Origin of the sequence: Acinetobacter baumannii, from assembly GCF_009759685.1 — a bacterium.
In the GTDB taxonomy this organism is placed as follows: Bacteria; Pseudomonadota; Gammaproteobacteria; order Pseudomonadales; family Moraxellaceae; genus Acinetobacter; species Acinetobacter baumannii.
The window spans coordinates 735825-757828 of record NZ_CP046654.1 but is presented as its reverse complement, the minus strand read 5'-3'; the positions used below and the strand labels follow the sequence as shown (position 1 = coordinate 757828).

The 22004-nt window shown below is 38.6% G+C and carries 19 protein-coding genes; 9 read left to right on the top strand and 10 right to left on the bottom strand.

Going from position 1 to position 22004, the window contains the following annotated elements; genetic code table 11:
• The first annotated feature begins 11 nt into the window (after window positions 1-11).
• Window positions 12-767: a glycosyltransferase family 25 protein gene (locus tag GO593_RS03500; protein ID WP_000760352.1), complete on the top strand. Its 756-nt coding sequence runs from the start codon at window positions 12-14 to the stop codon at window positions 765-767.
• Window positions 768-796: 29 nt separating this feature from the next.
• Window positions 797-1726 carry a lipooligosaccharide outer core biosynthesis glycosyltransferase GtrOC6 gene (locus tag GO593_RS03495; RefSeq protein ID WP_000595315.1) on the top strand — a complete coding sequence of 310 codons (930 nt, stop codon included), beginning with the start codon at window positions 797-799 and terminating at the stop codon, window positions 1724-1726.
• Window positions 1727-1763: 37 nt separating this feature from the next.
• Here the strand turns inward: GO593_RS03495 and GO593_RS03490 are convergent, their stop codons facing one another.
• Window positions 1764-1982 carry a hypothetical protein gene (locus GO593_RS03490; RefSeq protein ID WP_001251492.1) on the bottom strand — a complete coding sequence of 73 codons (219 nt, stop codon included), beginning with the start codon at window positions 1980-1982 and terminating at the stop codon, window positions 1764-1766.
• A 202-nt stretch (window positions 1983-2184) separates the two neighbouring features.
• Between GO593_RS03490 and GO593_RS03485 the strand changes: the two genes are divergently transcribed.
• Complete coding sequence (locus tag GO593_RS03485; RefSeq protein WP_001182453.1) at window positions 2185-3213, top strand: stealth conserved region 3 domain-containing protein; 1029 nt, start codon at window positions 2185-2187, stop codon at window positions 3211-3213.
• A gap of 52 nt (window positions 3214-3265) precedes the next feature.
• Here GO593_RS03485 and aspS read toward each other — a convergent pair whose 3' ends face one another.
• Both aspS and GO593_RS03475 read right to left on the bottom strand, forming a co-directional pair.
• Window positions 3266-5044, bottom strand: coding sequence for an aspartate--tRNA ligase (gene aspS, locus GO593_RS03480; protein WP_000986451.1), 1779 nt, complete (start codon window positions 5042-5044; stop codon window positions 3266-3268).
• 170 nt (window positions 5045-5214) lie between these two features.
• A complete protein-coding gene (locus GO593_RS03475) occupies window positions 5215-5979 on the bottom strand; it encodes a DUF4184 family protein (RefSeq protein WP_001116946.1) in 765 nt (254 codons plus the stop codon).
• 135 nt (window positions 5980-6114) lie between these two features.
• Between GO593_RS03475 and znuD the strand changes: the two genes are divergently transcribed.
• Entirely contained in the window at window positions 6115-8169 is a 2055-nt protein-coding gene (gene znuD / locus GO593_RS03470; RefSeq protein WP_000899887.1) for a zinc piracy TonB-dependent receptor ZnuD, read from the top strand.
• 75 nt (window positions 8170-8244) lie between these two features.
• Window positions 8245-9708: a phospholipase D family protein gene (locus GO593_RS03465; RefSeq protein WP_001218079.1), complete on the top strand. Its 1464-nt coding sequence runs from the start codon at window positions 8245-8247 to the stop codon at window positions 9706-9708.
• 312 nt (window positions 9709-10020) lie between these two features.
• On the opposite strand, the gene GO593_RS03460 is transcribed toward GO593_RS03465, so the two are convergent.
• On the bottom strand, window positions 10021-10467 hold the full coding sequence (locus tag GO593_RS03460) for a hypothetical protein (protein WP_001290059.1): 447 nt from the start codon (window positions 10465-10467) through the stop codon (window positions 10021-10023).
• A 166-nt stretch (window positions 10468-10633) separates the two neighbouring features.
• On the opposite strand from GO593_RS03460, the gene GO593_RS03455 reads away from it, so the two are divergent.
• Window positions 10634-11017 (top strand): RcnB family protein, encoded by a 384-nt coding sequence (locus GO593_RS03455; protein WP_000743009.1) that lies wholly within the window; start codon window positions 10634-10636, stop codon window positions 11015-11017.
• A gap of 37 nt (window positions 11018-11054) precedes the next feature.
• Here the strand turns inward: GO593_RS03455 and GO593_RS03450 are convergent, their stop codons facing one another.
• Window positions 11055-11537: a phosphate-starvation-inducible protein PsiE gene (locus GO593_RS03450; RefSeq protein WP_001113293.1), complete on the bottom strand. Its 483-nt coding sequence runs from the start codon at window positions 11535-11537 to the stop codon at window positions 11055-11057.
• A 160-nt stretch (window positions 11538-11697) separates the two neighbouring features.
• Window positions 11698-12408 carry a glutathione S-transferase family protein gene (locus tag GO593_RS03445; protein ID WP_000103025.1) on the bottom strand — a complete coding sequence of 237 codons (711 nt, stop codon included), beginning with the start codon at window positions 12406-12408 and terminating at the stop codon, window positions 11698-11700.
• Between the two features lie 123 nt (window positions 12409-12531).
• Between GO593_RS03445 and GO593_RS03440 the strand changes: the two genes are divergently transcribed.
• A complete protein-coding gene (locus GO593_RS03440) occupies window positions 12532-13410 on the top strand; it encodes a LysR substrate-binding domain-containing protein (protein ID WP_085916936.1) in 879 nt (292 codons plus the stop codon).
• A 71-nt stretch (window positions 13411-13481) separates the two neighbouring features.
• On the opposite strand, the gene GO593_RS03435 is transcribed toward GO593_RS03440, so the two are convergent.
• From GO593_RS03435 to GO593_RS03425, 3 genes are all read right to left on the bottom strand, one after another.
• Window positions 13482-15263 (bottom strand): acyl-CoA dehydrogenase C-terminal domain-containing protein, encoded by a 1782-nt coding sequence (locus GO593_RS03435; protein WP_001123426.1) that lies wholly within the window; start codon window positions 15261-15263, stop codon window positions 13482-13484.
• A 167-nt stretch (window positions 15264-15430) separates the two neighbouring features.
• Window positions 15431-17233 carry an acyl-CoA dehydrogenase C-terminal domain-containing protein gene (locus GO593_RS03430; protein WP_001136744.1) on the bottom strand — a complete coding sequence of 601 codons (1803 nt, stop codon included), beginning with the start codon at window positions 17231-17233 and terminating at the stop codon, window positions 15431-15433.
• A 289-nt stretch (window positions 17234-17522) separates the two neighbouring features.
• Window positions 17523-17903 (bottom strand): hypothetical protein, encoded by a 381-nt coding sequence (locus tag GO593_RS03425; RefSeq protein WP_000784267.1) that lies wholly within the window; start codon window positions 17901-17903, stop codon window positions 17523-17525.
• Window positions 17904-18034: 131 nt separating this feature from the next.
• On the opposite strand from GO593_RS03425, the gene baeS reads away from it, so the two are divergent.
• Together baeS and GO593_RS03415 are read left to right on the top strand one after the other, a co-directional pair.
• Window positions 18035-19693, top strand: a complete 1659-nt coding sequence (baeS, locus tag GO593_RS03420) for a sensor histidine kinase efflux regulator BaeS (RefSeq protein WP_001984796.1) — start codon at window positions 18035-18037, stop codon at window positions 19691-19693.
• A 19-nt stretch (window positions 19694-19712) separates the two neighbouring features.
• Entirely contained in the window at window positions 19713-20399 is a 687-nt protein-coding gene (locus GO593_RS03415) for a response regulator (protein WP_000680577.1), read from the top strand.
• A 63-nt stretch (window positions 20400-20462) separates the two neighbouring features.
• Here GO593_RS03415 and GO593_RS03410 read toward each other — a convergent pair whose 3' ends face one another.
• Window positions 20463-21905: a protein adenylyltransferase SelO gene (locus GO593_RS03410; protein WP_001160211.1), complete on the bottom strand. Its 1443-nt coding sequence runs from the start codon at window positions 21903-21905 to the stop codon at window positions 20463-20465.
• Window positions 21906-22004 lie beyond the last annotated feature (99 nt).

Below are 22004 nucleotides of genomic sequence, written 5' to 3'. Positions count from 1 at the left end.
ATTTGAATGAAATGAAAAAATATTTAATCAGTATTGAATCTACGAATAGTGAACGTTTAAAAAAGTTGTTCTCTCAAGCAACATTTTATAAATATCGAGATGAATTTAAACAATTTGGGGTAATTGGGAAAAATTTAAGTGTTAGTGAGTATTTTCAACAAGGGGTAGCAGGCAAGAAGAAACCGATGACGCCTGGTGAACTAGGCTGTGCCATGTCTCATATTGCTGCATTAAAAGATTTTTTAAGCTCTGATGAAGAATATGCCATTATTTTTGAAGATGATGTAATCGAACGTTTTGAAATTGATTTTCAAGATTTAGAAAAACACATTCGTTCTTTGAATTTTGGTCCTTGCTTTTTCCTAAGCTTGGGCGGTATTCAAATGAAAATATGTAATCGGGTTCGAGGAAAACTTTTACCTGAAGAATTGTATAACCAAAAAATTCTTAAAGTGGATTACGACTATCTTGAAAAACTTGCCTATGCTTATGCCTATGTTATAGATCGTAAAATGGCACAGATGTTGGTCGACTATCATCAACCGATAAAAATTTACGACCATTGGCAAGACCTTGTAGGGCGTGGTGAATTTAGTTTTTATGTCAGTTTCTTATTCGATCATCCCATTATTGAGAACAATGATGCTTTAAGCTATTTGGAGAAGGAAAGAAGTTTAGTCGGCTCGCATTCTCAAGACGATAGTGATTTTTTGCGATACCTTAGAGTTAAATTAAAGAAATATATACTTAATAAATATATAATTTAGGTGTCTCTTTCGTTTTTATTATTAATTTTATGATTAAGCAAAAAAATATTATTATTGGGTCAGCTACAGGATACAACGCTGACCTGATCTCTTCTTTTGTATATTCTTTGGGAAAGACAGACTTTGATGGCATATTGACTTTAATTATATATAAAGAGCAAATGACAGAGTTTGTGAATGTATTCTCAGACGTCAAAAATTTTAAAATTGAATTTAAAGTTTCAACTATTGGTAAATTTAAATCAAAGTCAAAGTATTCAGGTATTTATAAATATAAATTTGTGAAAAATATTTTTAAGAAAATTATTGACTTAACCGTAAACGAAGCAAAACCCGAAACAAAGATAAAAGGCCTTAAAATCACAGGTTATCCTCATGTGAGCCGTTTCTTTGAATATAAAGAAATTGTAGAAAATCATCCTGATGCTTCACATGTATTGCTAACTGATGTTCGAGACGTTTTTTTTCAAAGTAATCCTTTTAAGAATCTTAGCAAAGCTTTATTTGTCGGAATGGAAAATCCAGACTTTACGATAGGTACTGAGCAATATAACCAAAAGTGGATTTTGGATGCATACGGAGAGAGTTTTTATAATCTTGCAAAAGATGAGCAAGTCTCTTGTTCTGGCGTTACTATTGGGGATCATGAATCAATTAAAGTCTATATCAATAAAATGATTGAAGAATTCTGTAAACAGCCATATCAAAAAATGTCTAACAGAATTTATGATCAAGCCATGCATAATAAATTATTAATTACTAATGAGTTGGCAGAGGTAACTCGTTGTCAGCCATTTGAATCTATTATTGTAACTCTTGGATTATATCCAATAGAGCAAATTTCTATTAATGATCAAGGTTTTATTATTAACCGTAACCAAGAAATCATTCCTATTGTCCATCAACATGACAGACATCCGGAACTGATTCAGTTATGTGATAATTATATTGGAAAATAAATTTAAGATTTTCTAAATGTTAGGTCAGATGCGGATATTAATTTTTATCCGCATTTCCTTTTAAGACCATATAAATCAGCGCAACAAAAATAAGTAATGCACCGACTAAACTACTTACGCAGAAATAAAGAATACGTTGATTTGTTGTAAGGTTAAATAATTCATTCGCAAGGATATAGCGCATGAAAAACCATTGTGCGAGAGAAAATACAATCACGACTAAAGCATGTCGACGAACGTCAGGACGCATTGCCATAATCAATTACCATGGGAGAAAGAGAACAGTTATTATGCCATTTGCCTACTATCATCTCAATAGAGCCTTAATTAAGCTAATTACATAGAAAAATTAAAATTATGGAGAAATTGTGAAGTTTTATTAACATTAATAAACCATCATTTCCTTTTTTATCGAATTTTATCTAGTAAATTACTGCATTTATTTGGATAGATGTTTAATGCAGCCGATCGATTTTGTAATGATTTGGGTGGACTCAACCGATACGAAATGGCAGCAGCAATATATATATTATAAATCCAAAGAAACAAAAACCAAGATTGATGAGCTCGTTGATCAATGTCGTTATCGTGACTGGAATAATCTTCATTACTGGTTTAGATCTGTTGAGAAATTCTGTCCTTGGGTAAGGAAAATTCATCTTGTAACCTGTGGCCATTTTCCTGAATTTTTAGTCAAAAATCATCCCAAATTAAATTTGGTTACTCATGACCAAATTATAGAACCTCATTGTTTGCCTACGTTTAATTCACATGCGATTGAAATCAATATTCATAAAATAGAAGGCTTGGCAGAACACTTTGTCTATTTTAATGATGACACCTTTATTAATAGTCCTTTAAAACCAGAGTTCTTTTTTAAAAATGGTTTACCTTGCGATGGTATTCAATTACAACCTTTGATGGTGGTGGGGGAAGAGAACTTTTTAGGCGCAGTTGCTTTGACGGATGTCGCAATTATTAATAAATATTTTGATAAGAGAAAACTCTTTCGGAGTAATCCTTCTGCACTTTTTAATCATCGATATTCGATAAGTAATAATTTGGGCAATTTTTTAAGCTTATATAATCGAAAATTCTCAAGCTTTTATAGTACTCATTTACCCCAACCGTTTCTAAAATCGGTGTTTGAAGAAGTTTGGAGAAACGAAGAGAGCTACTTAAAAGAAGTATCAAGTCATCGATTTAGACAACCTTTAGACGTGAACCAATACCTATTTCGATTATGGCAGTTATGTTCGGCTCGTTTTTACCCAGTAAATATATTTCAGCGTGGACAGAACTTTAATTTAAGAATACAAAATCTTCCTGAAATTAATCATGTTATTAAGAATGAGCAACTTCCACAGATTTGTTTAAATGACGATGAACACGTGGTCGATTTTGAAAAATTAAAAACAGAAATTATCCAAATTTTTGAGCAAAAATTTAATACGGTTTCAAGTTTTGAGAAAAAGATAACACATTAAAATTTTCTTAATAAAAAACCCTGCAATTGCAGGGTTTTTTATTAAAGAGCAATTAAGCTTCTTTCTTTTGTTGTTCACGTAAGCGGATGCCCAAGTCACGAAGCTGGTTTGCTTCAACAGGAGCTGGTGCCTGAGTAAGTGGACATTCAGCAGTTTTCGTTTTAGGGAACGCAATAACATCACGAATTGAAGTCGCGCCAGTCATAAGCATTACTAAACGGTCAAGACCAAATGCCAAACCACCGTGAGGAGGTGCACCGTAACGAAGCGCATTGAGTAAGAAGCTGAATTTTTCTTCTGCTTCTTCATCGGAAATACCAAGCGCTTCAAAAATCGCTTTTTGCATTTCTAATGTGTAAATACGAAGTGAACCACCACCAACTTCAGTACCATTCAATACCATGTCGTAAGCAACAGAAAGTGCTTCGCCTGGATTGCTCTTCACGTCTTCTACGCTAGATTTAGGTAATGTGAATGGATGGTGAACAGAAGTCCATTTGCCATCGTCAGTTTCTTCAAACATTGGGAAGTCAACAACCCAAAGTGGAGCCCACTCACAAGTCGCAAGGTTCAAGTCATGACCGATTTTGACACGAAGGGCACCCATTGCATCATTTACAATTTTAGCTTTGTCCGCACCAAAGAATACGATATCACCATTTTCAGCACCAACACGTTCAAGCAATTGCATTACGATTGGTTCGATGAATTTAACGATAGGAGATTGAAGGCCTTCAATTCCTTTTTCGATTTCATTGACTTTAATGTACGCTAAGCCTTTTGCACCGTAGATACCGACAAATTTAGTGTATTCGTCAATCTGACTACGTGTTAATGAACCTGCGCCCGGTACACGAAGTGCGGCAATACGGCCTTTAGGGTCTTTAGCTGGACCTGCAAATACTTTGAACTCAACTTCTTGCATTAAGTCTGCAACATCAACGAGTTTTAACGGAATACGCAAGTCTGGTTTGTCAGATGCATAATCACGCATTGCTTCGCTGTATGGCATACGGCGGAATTTTTCAAATTTTACGCCAAGCAAGTCGTTAAATAATTTAACAGTCATGCCTTCCATCAAATCCATAATGTCATCGTCGTTTAAGAACGATGTTTCAATGTCGATTTGAGTAAATTCAGGCTGACGGTCAGCACGTAAGTCTTCATCACGGAAACATTTCGCGATTTGGTAGTAGCGATCAATACCACCAACCATCAACAATTGTTTGAATAATTGTGGTGATTGTGGAAGTGCATAGAAGCTACCATTTTGTACTCGGCTTGGTACTAAATAGTCACGCGCACCTTCAGGGGTTGCACGAGTTAAAATCGGAGTTTCAACGTCTAAGAAACCATGATCGTCTAAATAGTTACGAATTAAGTTGGTTACTTTAGAACGGAAGCGTAAACGCTCTAACATTTCTGGACGACGGATGTCCAAGAAACGATATTTTAAACGGTGTTCTTCTGACACGTTAATAGTGTCATCATTTAATGGGAATGGTGGAGTTTCAGATGCAGCAAGAACTTCGATTTCTTTGCCTAAAACTTCGATTTGACCACTCACCATATTTGGGTTTTCAGTACCTTCATAACGGCGACGAACACGACCTGTAATTTTTAATACATATTCAGAACGTGCTTTATCTGCAGTTGCAAATGCTTCTGGAGTATCTGGGTCAATAACCACTTGAACGAGACCATCACGGTCACGCATATCAAGGAAAATAACACCGCCATGGTCACGGCGACGATGTACCCAACCGCATAATGTAACGGTCTGGTCGATTTGGGCTTCAGTTAAAGAGCCACAGTAATGAGTTCGCATCATGATGAAGATTATCCAAACTATATTGGCTGAAAAGACGGATGCGTAAACCGCGCACCGTCAAAAAAATAAGTTTTCGATTATGCCCTGTTGAATGGCATGCCACAAGAACTAGATCAAAAAACAGCTATAATTTAGCTAAAAATGAGCAATTTGGCAGCAAGTTTAGCTATTTAACCCATTCTTTGTTGTCGATCTAAAAATAAGAATAATAGACATCCCAAACTAAACGTACTTAACCAACCTTGCATAAACTCATTAATAGAGCGGCCAGTAAAATAATAGGTATCAGAATGCCAAACCTCATGGGGAATATAACGGGCATAGTCCCAAAATGAAAATAAGCCTAAAAGTGTAGATAAAGCAAATAAACACCAAGCAAAAATTTTAATTTTATAATTTACTTTCCAATGCTGTTTATGGCGCTGATAGTAATGAATACTCATCCAGCCTAAAAAAGGTAATGCCAGAGCAGAAGAACCGAGTTGAAGAAGGCGATGCAATGGATAAGGGCGGCCAAACAAGTGAACAGTTTGCGATAAAAAGTCTTGAAATATAAAAGTTCTAAAGTCTGAGTGGGTAAGCCCATCCCAAATGAGATGTGTTGCTATACCAATGAGTAGAGCAATTATGATTCCAATAAAAAAGCTAAAAAAATGTCTAAAAGAATCTAGTTTTAAATCGTGTTGGATACCAAAAAAACGGTAAACCACAGGTCGGTAAAGTAAATACCAAATGGCAGAGAATAATAGCCCTAATGCAAGGTTAGGGTAGAAAAGCCCCTTCCATTGATGAGTCAGCATACCTGATTGCATTGTAAATAAGCGGTAAAGATCGGGCGTCATACTGCCAATTGCTAAGGCGGCAATGGGTAACGTATTTCGGCTCAATTTAGCAAGTGGAGGGGCGATAACTGCATGGGAGATTGTAAAAGGCATTAGAAAAGAAAGCTTCTCACATCATCAAAAAGTTGAGTCTATCGAAACATGTCATTAGCGAATGTTTTTTATTGCAAAACAACTGAAATGTTATAATATAACAAAACAAAAGGCGTACGATTAGAGACTCACCTCATGTTGTTCTATAAAAATATTTTGACCTTATCCATTTTGGCTGTCATATCCATACCTGTATTTGCAGCAGAAAATGAAAATGTTGAGAAGTTAGAAACTATCCGCATCAAGGCACACCCCCTTGAGCAAACTTCAAAAGATTTTGCAGTCGCAGATACTGTAGTTGACCAAAAGCATTTGACGGAAGGGGCCGCCACTATTGGGGATGCGCTCAATAGTGAGGTGGGGATTTATGCGAATCAATTTGGGGCTGGTTCGAGTCGCCCAGTCATCCGTGGACAAGATGGACCACGTGTTAAAGTTCTTCAAAATTCATCTGAAAATGTGGATGTCTCAACTTTGTCTCCTGATCATGCTGTAACAGTAGATCCAGTTCTCGCAAAACAAGTTGAAGTGATTCGTGGACCCTCTACTTTATTGTTTGGTGCGGGAACTGTTGGTGGTTTAGTCAACGTTATTGATAACAAGATCCCTACACAAATGCCTGAAAATGGTTATGAAGGACAAGTTGGCTTACGTTACAACACTGGAAGTGATGAAAAACTGGCGAGCGCTGGCGTAACTGTTGGCCTAGGCAGCCAAGTTGCTTTACGTGTTGAGGGGTTAACTCGTGATGCGAATAATTATATTGCTCCCAATTATATTTATGAAGGTGAAAAAGAGCGCCGTGTAGACAATACTTTTGCGCAGGGTGACTCGGTTAATGTTGGTCTATCTTGGATTTATGACCGTGGTTATACGGGTGTTTCTTATAGCAACCGCAGAGACCAGTATGGCTTACCGGGGCATAGCCATGAATATGAAACTTGCCATATTCATGGTTTAAGTTTGCATTGTGGAGACCATGAAGAGGGTGAAGAAGGTCACGATCATGAGCATGAAGAACATGAACATGGTGGCCCATGGATTGATTTAAAATCTGAGCGTTACGATTTTAAAACCGAGTTAAATGATCCATTTGCAGGCTTCCAAAAGTTACGTGCGCAAGCAAGCTATACTGACTATCAGCATGATGAAATTGAAGAGGGAACAATTGCGACCCGATTCCAAAACAAAGGTTATGATGGACGTATTGAGTTAGTACATAACCCTATTGCAAGTTGGGAAGGGGTAATTGGTGCACAGTTAGGTCAACAGAAATTAGATTTAACTGGCGAAGAAGCATTCATGGCTCCAACCACTACCAAAAAGTGGAGCGTATTTGCTTTAGAACATAAACAATGGAAAGACGTACATTTTGAGCTTTCTGCCCGTGCAGATCAGCAAGAAATTGATGTAGACGATAATTCTAAACAAGATTTTGATGGTTCGGCATTCTCTTACGCAGGTGCTGCGAATTGGGAGTTTGCACCGAACTATAAACTTTCTTTTGTCGCTTCACATCAAGAGCGTTTGCCTTTAGCTCAAGAGTTATATGCAAATGGTGGACATTTTGCGACGAATACTTATGAGTTAGGAAATGATCAACTCGGTAAGGAAAAATCGAATAATGTTGAGTTAGGTTTGCATTTTGATAATGACAAACTTGATTATCATCTTCATGTGTACCATAACTGGTTTGATGACTACATCTATGCGCAAACCCTTGACCGTTATAAAGACTTCCGTTTAGTTCAATACACTCAAGATAAAGCACGCTTCTATGGTGCAGAGGGTGAAATTGGTTATCAAATTACCCCAATGTACAAGATCAGTGCTTTTGGCGATTACGTGCGCGGTAAGATTGATGCCGAGGGCAATGCTCCACGTATTCCGGCTGGGCGTTTAGGTACTAAAGTTGATGCAGATTTTGGTGACGGTTTTAGTGGTTCTGCTGAGTACTATCATGTCTTTAATCAAGATAAGATTGCGGCTTATGAAACCGAAACAGAAGGCTACAACATGCTCAATTTAGGGGTAGCATACTCTGGACAATATGGTGCAAAAACAGATTATCGCGTTTATTTAAAAGCGAATAACTTGTTAGATGACACGGTTTATCAACATGCGTCGTTCTTATCAAATATCCCGCAAGTTGGACGTAACTTTACCGTCGGTGTAGATTTTAGTTTCTAAGGCTTCAACACGAAACTAAACTTGAAAAATCAAGCCAAAAGACCTAATTTGAAACTATCAAGTTAGGTCTTTTTTATGCGTATTTTTCAGCGAATTCATCAAAAGTTAAATTGGTCAGGACGTCGTTATATGGCGGTCATACTTTGCGTTGTTGCTATTGCATATCTTGCATCGGCAATTTATCACACAGTGAAACCATTGCCGCAAGGAATTAACTTTAGTGGCAAGCTCAGACATGCTGATGTTAAATTTTTAGCCGATAAAACGTATATTGATGCGAATGGGCAACAACAGGTTGATCAGCACATCTTTGATGAAATCTTGAAAATGATTGATGAGGCAAAAACCACAATTGTGGTGGATATGTTCTTATTTAATTCAGAAGTAGGCGATTCAAATCTAAAGCAAAGACCATTGATGCAAGAGCTCACTGATGCACTAATTAGTAAAAAAAGACAAAACCGTCAAATTCAGGTTGTTATGATTACCGACCCGATTAATTCGGTATATGGTGGTCTAAGCCCTGAACACTACCGCCAATTACGCCAAGCTGGTGTTGATGTCATCGAAACGAATCTGGCACCTTTACGTGCTTCTAACCCATTCTGGTCGGGGTTTTGGTACATCTGTTGCCAAAATATTGGCAATAATCCAGAGAAAGGCTGGTTACCCAACCCATTTGGCGATGAAAAAATCACGCTACGTAGTTATTTGAACTTATTTAACTTTAAAGCAAACCATCGTAAAACTGTTGTCGTTGATACCGATACGGGTTGGAAGTCATTGGTGACTTCAGCCAATCCGCATGATGGTAGTTCGCGCCATTCTAATGTGGCATTGGTGGTAAATGGAGCCACAGCTGCTGATGTACTTCAAACCGAAGCTGCTGTTGCGCAAATGTCAGGAAGTAGTTCACCATCACTTATATTAGGCGATTTTGAAAAAGACGTTAGCAAGCCTCAAGTTCAAGTGCTAACTGAAGGGGCAATCTATGAAGCTGTATTAAAATTAATTAATACGGCTAAACCTAAAGAACATCTTGATTTAAGTATGTTCTATTTATCTGAACGTAAGATTATTAAAGCTCTAAAAAGTGCCCAAGAACGTGGCGTTATTGTTCGTGTTTTACTCGATCCAAATAAAGATGCGTTTGGTAGACAAAAGAATGGTATCCCAAACCGTCAGGTAGCTTCAGAGTTACATGCTGCTGGCATTCCAATTCGTTGGTGTGATACCCATGGTGAGCAGAACCATAGCAAAATGATCTTGAAATATAATGCTCAACAAGCTGTGTTAATTGTAGGATCTGCCAATTTTACAGCCCGTAATTTAAAAAATTATAACCTTGAAACGGATATGTTGGTTGTAGGCAAAGTTCAAGATCAAGTCTTTAAAGATGCTCAGAATTACTTCAATACTTCGTGGTCAAACCTACAAGGTAGACAGATGAGCGTGGACTATGCGAAGTATGCCGATGAGTCTAAAGTGAAGTATTGGATTTATCGTTTTATGGAATGGTCAGGTTTATCGACTTTTTAATCACTATCTTGAAGTTTTCCAAAAATGGCTTGTGCCTAGAGTCATCCACAACCTGAGCGAGGGAAAGCAAACATCGTCTGCTTCGAGCGCAAGACAAACAAAGTGCGTAGTTCAAACTCAAGCATAGCTTTCGCCTTGCGGTACGGCAAAGATTATTAATCTTTGCTATCCGTACCTCAGGTTTTGTGGATGACAAATGCTTTTGGTTACTTTGGGCGAAACCAAAGTAACGAATTAGCTACTACAAATAGAAATTAAAGCGGTAAGACCCCGTCGTGCTAATTAAAAATAGAAAATAAAACTTTGAATATTTTAAGGCGCTGGCGGAATCAACTGATCCAACGCTTTATCATCTAACTTCTCTATTTCACTCAAATCCGTCTTAATTTTCCACTGCGACTCATCATCTACAGGATTCGGCAAACGCGCTTCAAGCCAATCACAAACCACATCTGGAGAAAACTCAGGGTGATTACACTGAATAACCCATGATAAAAAATCTTTTGCTTCACCATTCATGTAAGGTGGTGGAGACACAGGAAAGAATAAAGTAGGTAAACGCTCATTCGTCGACAGGTAATTTAAAACATGCCCTAGTTCTTGAACGGTTTGCCATGCGAGAGGGTGTTCTACATCAATACTGAACTTAAACCACCAAGCGTGTTCGCCATCTGCTCCATGAGCCATGATACGGGCTTCTTGTACACTTGGAACTTTGCAGAAAAATTGATGAAGACGTTCAAAACTGATTTCAGACACAGCAATTGACCTAGCTTGAAAAATGCTAATGGTAGCACAGATACAGATTCTTCATATTTTCTTTATAGTCATTACAAACAATATCAATCAAAGCCATTTTATTCATGGTTTCTCCTTGACTCTCTCTTAATCTAGCTTCAGATCAAGATAAAAAGGAATACTCTCCATGAAAAAGCCTATTGTTCTCGTACTTTCAACATTAATGTTGGGTATGTCGGCAACTGCGATGGCCGATTCAAATCATCGTTGGGATAACTATCACGGTAAAGACCATAATCGCTATGAACAGCGTCATGATTATCGTTATGACCACCGCAATGATCATAGAGCTCCTGTTTGGTCACATTCTGAGCGTGGCAACCATTATGGCCGATATGTAGCCTTTAAGCGCGGTGATCGTATTCCTGTGGAATACCGTAATAGCCGTTATTATGTCTCAGACTGGCGTGCACATCGCTTATATGCACCACCACGTGGATACCACTGGGTGAAGACTCCTAACCAATACTTATTGGTTGACTCGAAACATCACATTTATCGAGTTCGTTAAATGTAAAATAAAAAATGGCCCGCTTGGGGCCATTTTTTTATGCCAACTCGTCATCTTGCGGTTGGGGTGTTTTTAACGAAGTAGGTGTTTTTGAATGTTTTTCTTTCATAACAGATGGGTAGTGCCAAGAAGCAAAACGGACAACTAAAATAGAGAGAGCTAAAATAAGAATTGAGCCTGTAATAATGACTTGATCAAGGTCGGCTTTATGATCATGTTGGATATCAGAAATCAGTAAACGTGTTAGGGCTGTAATGGCGACATAAATAAGAAAACGTACAGGCATATGATTAGTTTTAAAGTAAATTCCAACCATTGCCCCAAGTTCTAGGTAAATAAATAACAATAAGATGTCATCGATTGATGCATATTTTTTGACGGTCAGAATTTCAAAAACGGTATGAGCAGCAGACCAAGCAATCATACAGCCTATGATAAATAAGGCTAAATAATGAAAAGCCTCAACAGCATAATGTCCAAACCGATCAAGGGTTCTTTCAAACTTTTTGGGATCAGGCATAGTAAAATCTTTTTTAATATGAGAATGTTTAGAAATTAAACAAATTTTGTGCCAATGGAAATAGTAAATACAAAATAAAAAGCGCCTGATTATTCAGGCGTTTTTATTGAAATTTAGTTCAATTCAAATAATAAGACGATATCCACTATCAAAGCGATGGCTATTCCAAATTTTCATATTGCTGAATGGCATCTTCAAATGCAATATGGCCTAAAAATTTACCTATACTCTTTGTGGGCTGTTCTTGTTCAATCGCATGCGCAAATTTCACAGCCGCCTCATTTTGTAATTGTTCATAAAGTCGTTTGCAGTTTGGAAATTGATCAATATCAATAACATTATGATATTTCAACCACCGTGCGATACCTGCGTAGTATCCGTCTACAAAAGATAATTGATCGCCCATTAGCCAAGTTTGATTTGTCAGGCTATTTTCTAAAGCGGTAAATGCTTTTTTAACTTGGACTGCTCCATATTCACGTAATGCTTGTTTATTACCTTCTGATGAAGAGTGTTCAAGGCTATACCAGAGTGGGCTAAATGCATTAAATAAAGTCGTATTCAAAAAAGCTAGTTTCTGATTAAAGAGATTAAATTGTTCTGTTCCTTGCTCATAATGAAAAGCCGCATTCAGGCTTTTTGCCATGATATGGTTCAAGATAGCCATGCTTTCCGTTAAAACTTTACCATTATCGTAGAGCAGTGCGGGTGTTTCGCCGACTGGATTAATTTGGCGGTATTCCTCGGTATTACACTGAGCCGGCATCTCAATTCTACAGAGCTGATAAGGTAAACCTGACCATTCTAAGGCAACAATAGAACCAAATGAACAGCCAGATGGGACGCCATAAAATAAAGTGAAAGTAGACATGATGATTACTCTTTTGTGATGTGTAAAATCATCTTAAGTCGCCAGAAAAGTTTCTAGTAGTCAGGTATTATGAGACTTATTGTCTACATATATGGACATTGAAGAATGCTACTTAGACAAAACTTGAATGATGTTTATCTCTTTGTTGTTGCTGTAGAGCATCAGGGATTTTCCGCAGCAGCTAAACGGCTTAATTTACCTAAATCAACAATCAGTAAGCGTGTTGCAATATTAGAAAAAAAGCTAGGCTTAACCTTAATTCATCGTAGTTCACGTAGTTTTGTCTTAAGCGAAGCAGGTAAACTGTTTTATCAACATGCCAAAAATGCAGTAGATGAGTTTCGTTATGCAGAAGAAAATTTATTAATACAACAACAAGAGCCAAGTGGTGTAGTCAGGCTCAGTGCTTCTGTACCCATTGCCCAGTATCTTTTATCTGATTGTTTGCCTGAACTTGCAGAACGTTATCCTAAGTTGTTATTGCAAGTAGAGGTAACTGATCGTTACGTTGATGTCATGAGTGAAAACTTTGATATCGTGATCCGTAGTCATTTTCAACCCTTGCCGGATTCTGGGTTAATTCAACGTGTACTTAAAAATGATAAAATCATCGCTGTTGCAGCGCCTGCCTACTTAATGAAATCGTCTCCTATACATACACCAGAAGATTTACTCAAACACGAAGGTATATGGCCTGAATTGCAAATGAATCCATGGCATTTTCAAAATATAAATGGTCAGAAAGAGATAGTACGTCCAAACATCCGCTTTGTAGCAAATGAGTCGGAGATTTTAAAGGGGGCTGCAAAAAGGGGATTGGGGATTACGCTTTTACCTGAAACTTTTTGTATGAATGAACTATCTGAGGGTAGCTTAATTCATGTTTTGCCAGAATGGTCTGCTGGTAGCGTAACGACAAGTTTATTGATGCTAACAAGACGAGGGCTTTTACCCAGTGTCAATATTACTGCTGACTTCTTGGTTGAGAAATTAAAAACTTAAAAGTTATTCTACTTTTTATGATTAGAAATAAAAAACGCCTGATTATTCAGGCGTTTTTATAAAAAATTTAATTACGCTTGGTTTGTAAAGTAATCTTCACTAAAGCCCATAATTAAGTCTGAACCAGCTTTGATTTTAGCAATACGTGCATCAATATCTGGCAAGATACGTTCAACAAAGTATTGAGCCAATGCAAGTTTGTTTTGGTAGAAATCACCAGACTTGTCTTTAGCAGCGGCAGCAATTTTTGCAAACATATAAGAGAAGCTGAGTAGACCCACTGCATGTAAGTAATCAACAGCAGCAGAGTTTGGGAACTCTACGTTCTCTGCAGCTTGCTCAATAATAAACTGAGTGATTGCTTCGATTTCAGTTGCAGCATCTAAAGTTGCATCTTTAATGAAGTTCAAATCAGTGTCTAAGTCATTTGCAAAGTCACGAATTTCAGTGATGTATTCAGCAATGAATGCACCGCCACATTTAATGGTTTTACGACCAATTAAATCTTGAGATTGAACGCCGTTAGTTCCTTCGTAGATTTGAGCAATACGAAGATCACGGATACATTGTTCCATACCCCATTCACGAATATAACCGTGACCACCAAATACCATTTGAGCATCTAAAGTTGCTTGGAATGCTGTATCTGTGAGGTAAGCTTTTGCAATTGGAGTTAAAAGCGCAACACGGTCATTGGCTTTTTTCACGGCTTCTGCATCAGTTGAGAATTTAGTGATATCGAGCTGCTGACCTACATAAACTGCAAAGGCACGAGAAGCTTCGTTGTTTGCACGTACGTTTAACAACATACGACGTACATCGCCGTGGACTAAAATGCTGTCAGCAGGTTTGCTTGGTGACTGAACACCAGTTGCACTACGACCTTGTAAACGGTCAGTCGCGTATTGAGCAGCATTTTGATAAGCAAATTCAGAAGCACCTAAACCTTGAATACCCATTGATAAACGTTCGTAGTTCATCATAACGAACATGGCAGCAAGGCCTTCGTTTTCTTTACCAACGAGGTAACCTTTCGCACCGTCAAAGTTCATCACACAAGTTGCAGACGCTTTGATCCCCATCTTATGTTCAATAGAGCCTGGACCAACATGGTTACGGTCACCTAAAGAACCGTCTTCATTTACAAGGTATTTCGGGACAATAAATAACGAGATACCACGTGAACCAGCAGGAGCATCTGGAGTTTTAGCAAGTACCAAGTGAATGATGTTTTCTGCTAAATCGTTGTCACCGCCAGTGATGAAGATTTTAGTACCTGTAATATTATAAGTACCATCTTCATTGCGCTCGGCTTTAGTTTTGATAATACCTAAGTCAGTACCAGCATGCGGTTCAGTCAAACACATGGTACCTGACCATTCACCTGAATAAATCTTAGGTAAATACGTTTCTTTTTGCTCTTGAGATGCGTAGCTACTTAAAGCCATACCTGCACCTACTGAAAGAAGTGGGTAGAGCATGAAAGATGGATTTGTCGCGAATAACATTTCATCGGCAAGAACGGTAAGCATTTTTGGCATGCCTTGACCGCCCCATTCTTCATCTGCACCTAAGCCAATCCAACCACCTTCTGCATATTGACGAAATGCATCTTTAAAGCCAGCAGGAGTAAAGACTTCGCCGTTTTCGTAGCGAGCGCCTTCTTCATCACCAGTACGGTTTAATGGATGAGTCACGTTCTGAGCAAATTTAGCCATTTCTTCTAAAATTGCTTCAGCTGTTGCAGCATCTACATGAGCGAGTTTCTCATTAGCCTGCCAAAATTGTTCTGCTTTAAATACATCATTTAAGATGAATTTCATATCAGCTAAAGGAGCATTGTAAATTGGCATAATCGTTCACCTTTTTTGTGCACATCGGCCTGTGCTAGATATCCTGTAAAACGAAATGGATATTGAATTTAAAATCTAAATTTATCATTGATTTTATAAAAAAAGGACCGTCAAAACTGAGCAGTCCTTTTTTGGTTTTTAACATTGCATATCGCAACTAACTATGATTAGAAAGCGAAATGTTCAGCATCTAATGCCATCAATGGGTCTAAACCACCTGCGATAACGTCTACATGAGAGCGTACACGCGGTAAAATTTTCTTGAAGTAGAAGCGAGCAGTAGTTACTTTCGCATTGTAGAAATCAACATCGGTTGTACCCGCAGCTAATTTCTCTTGTGCTACAAGCGCCATACGAGCCCATAGATAAGCTAAAGTAACGTAACCAGAGAAGTAGAGGTAATCTACAGCCGCTGCACCCACTTCATCCGGATTTTGCATTGCACGCATACCGATTTGCATAGTGAGGTCGCCCCATTCTTTGTTCAGCGCAGCAAGTGGCTCAACAAATTCTTTCATGGCAGCATTGTCTTTATTTGCTTCTACAAACTTGTGAACAATCTTAGTGAAATCACGAAGCATTGCACCTTGAGTTTGTAAAACTTTACGGCCTAACAAATCAAGTGCCTGAATTTCAGTTGTACCTTCATACAAACAAGCAATACGTGTATCACGTACGATTTGCTCCATGCCATGCTCAGAAATGAAGCCATGACCACCGAACACTTGAACACCGTGCTTAGCAGATTCAGAACCTGTTTCAGTTAAGAATGCTTTTGCAATTGGAGTCAATAAAGACAAGATGTTGTCAGCAAACTTACGCTCTTCTTCAGTTTCGCCTTTTTCAACGATATCTGCATATTGAGCAAGTAAGTAAACAAGTGCACGACCACCTTCAGCAAATGCTTTTTGAGTTAAAAGCATGTTACGAACGGCAGGGTGAACGATAATTGGATCTGCTTCTTTTTCTGGAGCTTTAGGACCAGAAAGTGAACGCATAGCTAAACGTTCTTTCGCGTAAGTTAAAGCACCTTGGAAAGAAGACTCAGATGCAGATAAACCTTGAACCGCAGTACCAATACGTGCTGTGTTCATGAAGGTGAACATACAGTTCAAACCACGGTTTTCAGGGCCAATTAAATAACCTTTTGCTTGGTCAAAGTTAATGACACAAGTCGCGTTACCGTGAATACCCATTTTGTGTTCGATTGAACCACAACGTACGGCATTACGTTCGCCTAGAGTTCCGTCTGCATTGACATTGAACTTAGGAACGATGAATAACGAAATCCCTTTAGTTCCTTTTGGTGCGCCTGGTAGACGAGCAAGAACGATATGGATAATGTTTTCAGCCATGTCGTGTTCACCAGCAGAGATAAAGATTTTCTCGCCAGAGATTGCATAGCTACCATCTGCATTTGGTTCTGCTTTAGTACGGATAATACCTAAGTCTGAACCTGCATGAGATTCAGTTAAACACATCGTACCTGTCCAAACACCTGAAACAAGGTTTGGTAAGTAAGTATTTTTTTGCTCTTCAGAACCGTGATGTTCTAATGTACGTACTGCACCGTGAGACAAACCAGGGTACATACCCCATGCCCAGTTAGAGCTACCTACCATTTCTGAAATTGCGATACCTAAAGAGTTAGGTAAACCTTGACCACCGTATTGTTCTTCTGCTGATAAAGACGGGAAACCAAGTTCGATGTATTTTTGATAAGCTTCTTTAAAGCCTGTTGGTGTAGTTACAACACCATCATTCCAAGTACAACCTTCACGGTCGCCAACTTGGTTTAAAGGAGAAAGTTCATTTTCACAGAAGTCTGCCGCAGCTTCTAAATATTGATCAACCAATTCACGGCTTACGTTACCTTGAAAGTCAGGTAATTTTGCATAGTGTTCTTCAGCATTTAATAATTCATGCAAAACGAATTGCATATCACGTAAGGGCGCTTTGTATTGTGGCATATCGGGTTCCTCAATACTGGTGAAACCAGAGTTATAATCCTAATCTACGATAATGTGCCATAAGGCACCTTGAACTATTACATCGTGCAACAACTTGCATAACTGTACAAGCACCTCGGGGCCTTTACTTTGTGACTGCAAAGTCAAGAAAAAAATACTTGAACTATGTAAGTGCTTTGAGTGTAAACACTTTTGATGAAGTTTAGATGAGACAAATAGTCAAAATCGTAAATAGTTATGTATAAACAAAAGGCGCCTTCTGGCGCCTTTTGTTTTATTATTTTTAGAATTATTTTGCTTGAGATGCTACTGGAGCAGGTGCATTGACTGGTGGTTGAGGACGTTTTGGCTCAAAGCGGAGGTTACATGTACCTTCAAGTGTTTTATCTCCAACTTGAACATTGACAGTTTGTCCAACAGCTTTACCTTCACATGCTTTTTGAATTTGCTCAAAACGAGCTTTACGCTCTGCACGGTGTTGTTCCCATGCTGCTTTTTGTTCAGGCGTAAATTCACGGTGTTTCATACGATGGTGGTGACCATCACGTGGGCCATCTTGCATCATGCCATGTTCTGGCTTAGGTGGTTGAGTTGTTGATTGACAAGCAGCCAAACTACCCATAGTTACAATTGCTGCACTGAATAATGCAATTTTAGCCGTCATTTTCATGGTTAAAACCCTTTAATGTTTGTTTTAAGATGACTTAAAGATTAGATAATAAAGATGAAGAAACAATGGAGAGTTTTTCTTTTCGTTGTTGGTTACAATGCAAAATATAGAGTAAAAATGAGAGAGTGCTTTTGAACGTTCTACGTGTTCCCATAGCCTTGCGGTTATTTTTAACGGTTTTGCTTACCACGCTGTTAATTGCAACTGCGAGTTTGAGTGTACTGCACTGGACGATGCAAAAGAACTTTGCCAAATATGTAGCCGATGTTGAAATGCAAAAGCTAGATCGGCTTATTACTAATCTGGGAAATGTATATACCGTTTATCATGATTGGGGGAATGCGATTCAGGCGCAAATCTTACAAATTGAAGGAACGGCAGCACCAGATGATTATGACCGTCTTTCCCAGTGGTGGTTACGCCGCCAATATGATATTGCCATTCAGCAGCATTCTTTCGATGAACACACTCTCATTAATATTTCTCCAGATGCGGGAACGGTAAATAAGAACTCTATTTTTAGTGATGAAGAACTACGTACGCTTGAGCAAAACTTACCTTCGGAATATCAACCGTTTGAAGGTTTAAGATTCCCGCTAAGTGCAAACCAGTTTCGTCCAAGCGATGATAAAAACAAATCAAAAAAAGGAAGCCTCAAAGACATTGAGACGCAAAATGGTAAGAAGCGTTTTATTGCTTTACCAGACCGGCTGGGCTTAAGTTCTCGTTTATCTTTATATGATGCCAAACACCAGTTCGTAGTGGGTGAACCGCCGTCTTCGGATCAGATGTCTTATCGCCCGATTATGGTTAATAGTCGGGTCGTAGGTTATTTAGGTCTAAAACCAGTTTTAGATAAAGAAGATGCATTAAGTATTAATTTCTTCAGTAATCAAAAGCGCTATTTACTTTTAATTTATGCTTTAACATTATTGTCGAGTTTAGTTGCAGCACTTTTAATGGCAACTTATTTTAAAAAGCCAATTCAGCGTCTATTAAATGCAACAAATGAGTTAACAAAAGGTAATTATCAACACCAAGTTGTGATTAAACGAAATGATGAGTTAGGTGATTTATCTACTCAATTAAATCATTTAGCTGAAATTTTACATCAGCATGAAGAATCACGACGTCAATGGGTTGCAGATACCTCTCATGAATTGAAAACTCCATTGGCTGTTCTGCAAGCGCAGATTGAAGCGATGCAAGATGGTATTCGAAAGGCAACACCTGAACATCTTGATGCCATGATGCGACAAGTTTCGAGTTTAAAGAAATTGACTCAAGATTTGGCAGACTTGGCTCAGGCTGATGCTCAACAACTTAAATGTTATTTGAGTTCGGTTAATCCTTGGGAAGTTATACTGCAAGAAGTCGAAAATTTCAGACCTAAACTCGAACAAGCAGGGTTAGAAATTGAGGTGGAAGGTGAAGGCGCTTCTTTATTGTTAGACCGTGATCGATTTAAACAAATTATTGTTAACTTGATTGGTAATAGTATTCGCTATACCGAAACAGGTGGAAAGATTCATATTCATACAAATCAAACGCCTCAGGAGTGGACTTTATATGTTGATGACAGTCCATTTGGTTTAAGTGATGAGCAATTATCACGTTTAGGTGAACGTTTTTATCGTGTCGATGATTCGCGTACGCGTAGTACAGGTGGAACAGGATTAGGCTTAGCTTTATCTTGTAAAATTGCGCAGGCGCTTGGTGGTACACTCAGTTTTGAACACTCACCATTAGGTGGTTTACGTTGTGTACTGACCTTTAAAAAGCAGAGTTAAATAAAAGGAAAAATGGCCCATGAAACATATTATGTTGGTTGAGGATGAAGTCGAGTTAGCGCATCTGGTGCGTGATTATCTTGAGGCTGCTGGATTCGAAGTAAGCATGTTTCATGATGGTCAGGATGCTTACACGAGCTTTCAACAACGTAAACCTAATTTAATGATTCTGGACTTAATGGTTCCAAGAATGGATGGTTTAACGATTTGCCGTAAGGTACGTGAACAGTCTGATTTACCGATTATTATGGTGACGGCACGTACCGAAGAAATTGATCGTGTCTTGGGTCTAAACATGGGGGCAGATGATTATGTGTGCAAACCTTTTAGTCCAAAAGAACTGGTTGCTCGTGTGCAGGCCGTTTTACGCCGTTTAGAACGTAAGGCGGAGCCAGAGCAAAATGATTCTTTCCGTATTGATAAAGCACAGCAAAGAATTTGGTATCAACAAAAATCTTTAAGTTTAACGCCAACAGAATTTCGCCTACTTGAGTTATTTTTAGAACATGTGGGGCAAGTTTATTCACGTGCACAATTATTAGATCATATTAATCCGGATAGCTTTGATGTTGCCGACCGAGTTATTGATAGCCATATTAAAAACTTGCGTCGAAAAATCACGGAAGTGGCCGAAACTGGTAACCGTCATGAGTGGATTCAAGCTGTTTATGGAGTAGGTTACCGCTTCGAATATCCAGAAGAATAATTGCTTAGAAAAGTTATGCTGTGGATAACCACAATGTTATCCACAGAAAATGTGGATAAAAAATTAAGAAGAACAGCTCACCGCTACATCAGGTACATCGCTTGGTAACGGACCTAAATCTTCCGGTTTTTCCAAATCTGGTTGTCTTGTATAGGGATGGTTGAGTAGCTTAAATAAGCGGTCAACCTCACTAAAATCATCTCGCTCCGCTGCCTCAATAGCTCGCTGTGCCATATGGTTACGTAAGATATAAATTGGATTTACCTGCTGCATGTTTGCATCAAGCTCATCAATATCTTGATATTCACGGATGTTTTGATACTGCGTAAGGAATGCATCAAATTGTCGAATATCAAGGCAGTCATCACGTAAAGCTTTGTATTCTTTATTTTGAAGGCGAATGAAGCTTTGGGTGTAATCGAGCTGCTCCGCTTGCAGAATACGCAAAAAGCTTAAGCCGCATTCAGTACTGTCTTTATGAAAATGAGGAAGCCCCATTTTTTGACATAACCCAGTGGTGTAATGCTCAATAAAAGTCGGCTCAAATTCTTCTAGGCAAGCGGCCAGCGCTTCTTTGAACTGCTCTTTATGCTCAGGTTCGGCAAGTGGAATGAGATTATTTAACCAAGTCCATAAGTTCCAGTGCGCAATACTCGGTTGGTTTTGATAGGTGTAACGCCCTTGGTAATCGGAATGGTTGTTAATCCAATTTGGTCGGAAACGTTCCATAAAACCGTATGGACCAAAATCAAGTGTAGAACCCGTAATATTTAAGTTATCGGTATTCATTACACCATGAGCAAAACCGACCAACTGCCATTTGGCGATCATAATGGCTGTATTTCTAATCACAGCTTTAGCAAAAGCTAAAATAGGTTGCTCTTCTTGTTGGCATTCTGGATAGTGCCATTCAATACATTTTTGAGTGAACTCGGCCAATAGCTCAGGTGCATATTGATTGATCCATTCAAAATGGCCTAAACGGATATGACATTCAGATGTTCTAAGTAACATTGCGCCAGGTTCTAGCTTTTCACGCTGTACACCTTGAGTGGAGCTTGTAAAACCTACTGCGTGACTAGAAGCCACCCCTAAAGCATTTAAAGCATGTCCTGCTAAATATTCACGAATAACAGAGCGTAAAACTGCTCGCCCATCTCCCATACGTGAATAGGGCGTGGGGCCTGCACCTTTTAAATGTAAATCTATGGTTTGGCCTTTTTTATTAAGAATCTGCGCAATGAGTAAGCCACGTCCGTCGCCTAGTTGACCGGCCCATTGCCCAAACTGATGGCCTGCATACACCATAGCCAAAGGCGGGAATTCCGAGAAGGTACGCTGACCACTGCAAATTTCTACCCAAGCCTGTTTTTCTTCATCTGTCCATTGTAACTCTTCGGCTAAAGCTAAATTAAAGTGTCCAGCCTTTGCACCGCGAAGCGGAGAGGGTTGCTGGATATGAAAAAGCTTAGGATTGAGCGATGAATAAAGCGGATTAAATTGCATAGGCTGGACTAAATATTTGAGGCAAAATTCACTATACCATAGTTAAAAACAAGCCAAAAAATAGCACCTGCAAAGTATGGCTCTACAGGTGCTTTTTCG

Excerpts from the sequence above, each read along its gene's own strand:
- GO593_RS03445 (WP_000103025.1), bottom strand. The coding sequence starts at position 12,408 with ATGTCTACTTTCACTTTATTTTATGGCGTCCCATCTGGCTGTTCATTT.
- GO593_RS03455 (WP_000743009.1), top strand. The coding sequence starts at position 10,634 with ATGAAAAAGCCTATTGTTCTCGTACTTTCAACATTAATGTTGGGTATG.
- GO593_RS03500 (WP_000760352.1), top strand. The coding sequence starts at position 12 with ATGAAAAAATATTTAATCAGTATTGAATCTACGAATAGTGAACGTTTA.
- znuD (WP_000899887.1), top strand. The coding sequence starts at position 6,115 with ATGTTGTTCTATAAAAATATTTTGACCTTATCCATTTTGGCTGTCATA.
- GO593_RS03485 (WP_001182453.1), top strand. The coding sequence starts at position 2,185 with ATGCAGCCGATCGATTTTGTAATGATTTGGGTGGACTCAACCGATACG.
- GO593_RS03490 (WP_001251492.1), bottom strand. The coding sequence starts at position 1,982 with ATGGCAATGCGTCCTGACGTTCGTCGACATGCTTTAGTCGTGATTGTA.
- GO593_RS03415 (WP_000680577.1), top strand. The coding sequence starts at position 19,713 with ATGAAACATATTATGTTGGTTGAGGATGAAGTCGAGTTAGCGCATCTG.
- aspS (WP_000986451.1), bottom strand. The coding sequence starts at position 5,044 with ATGATGCGAACTCATTACTGTGGCTCTTTAACTGAAGCCCAAATCGAC.
- GO593_RS03435 (WP_001123426.1), bottom strand. The coding sequence starts at position 15,263 with ATGCCAATTTACAATGCTCCTTTAGCTGATATGAAATTCATCTTAAAT.
- GO593_RS03425 (WP_000784267.1), bottom strand. The coding sequence starts at position 17,903 with ATGAAAATGACGGCTAAAATTGCATTATTCAGTGCAGCAATTGTAACT.
- GO593_RS03410 (WP_001160211.1), bottom strand. The coding sequence starts at position 21,905 with ATGCAATTTAATCCGCTTTATTCATCGCTCAATCCTAAGCTTTTTCAT.
- GO593_RS03465 (WP_001218079.1), top strand. The coding sequence starts at position 8,245 with ATGCGTATTTTTCAGCGAATTCATCAAAAGTTAAATTGGTCAGGACGT.
- GO593_RS03475 (WP_001116946.1), bottom strand. The coding sequence starts at position 5,979 with ATGCCTTTTACAATCTCCCATGCAGTTATCGCCCCTCCACTTGCTAAA.
- GO593_RS03430 (WP_001136744.1), bottom strand. The coding sequence starts at position 17,233 with ATGCCACAATACAAAGCGCCCTTACGTGATATGCAATTCGTTTTGCAT.
- GO593_RS03495 (WP_000595315.1), top strand. The coding sequence starts at position 797 with ATGATTAAGCAAAAAAATATTATTATTGGGTCAGCTACAGGATACAAC.
- GO593_RS03450 (WP_001113293.1), bottom strand. The coding sequence starts at position 11,537 with ATGCCTGATCCCAAAAAGTTTGAAAGAACCCTTGATCGGTTTGGACAT.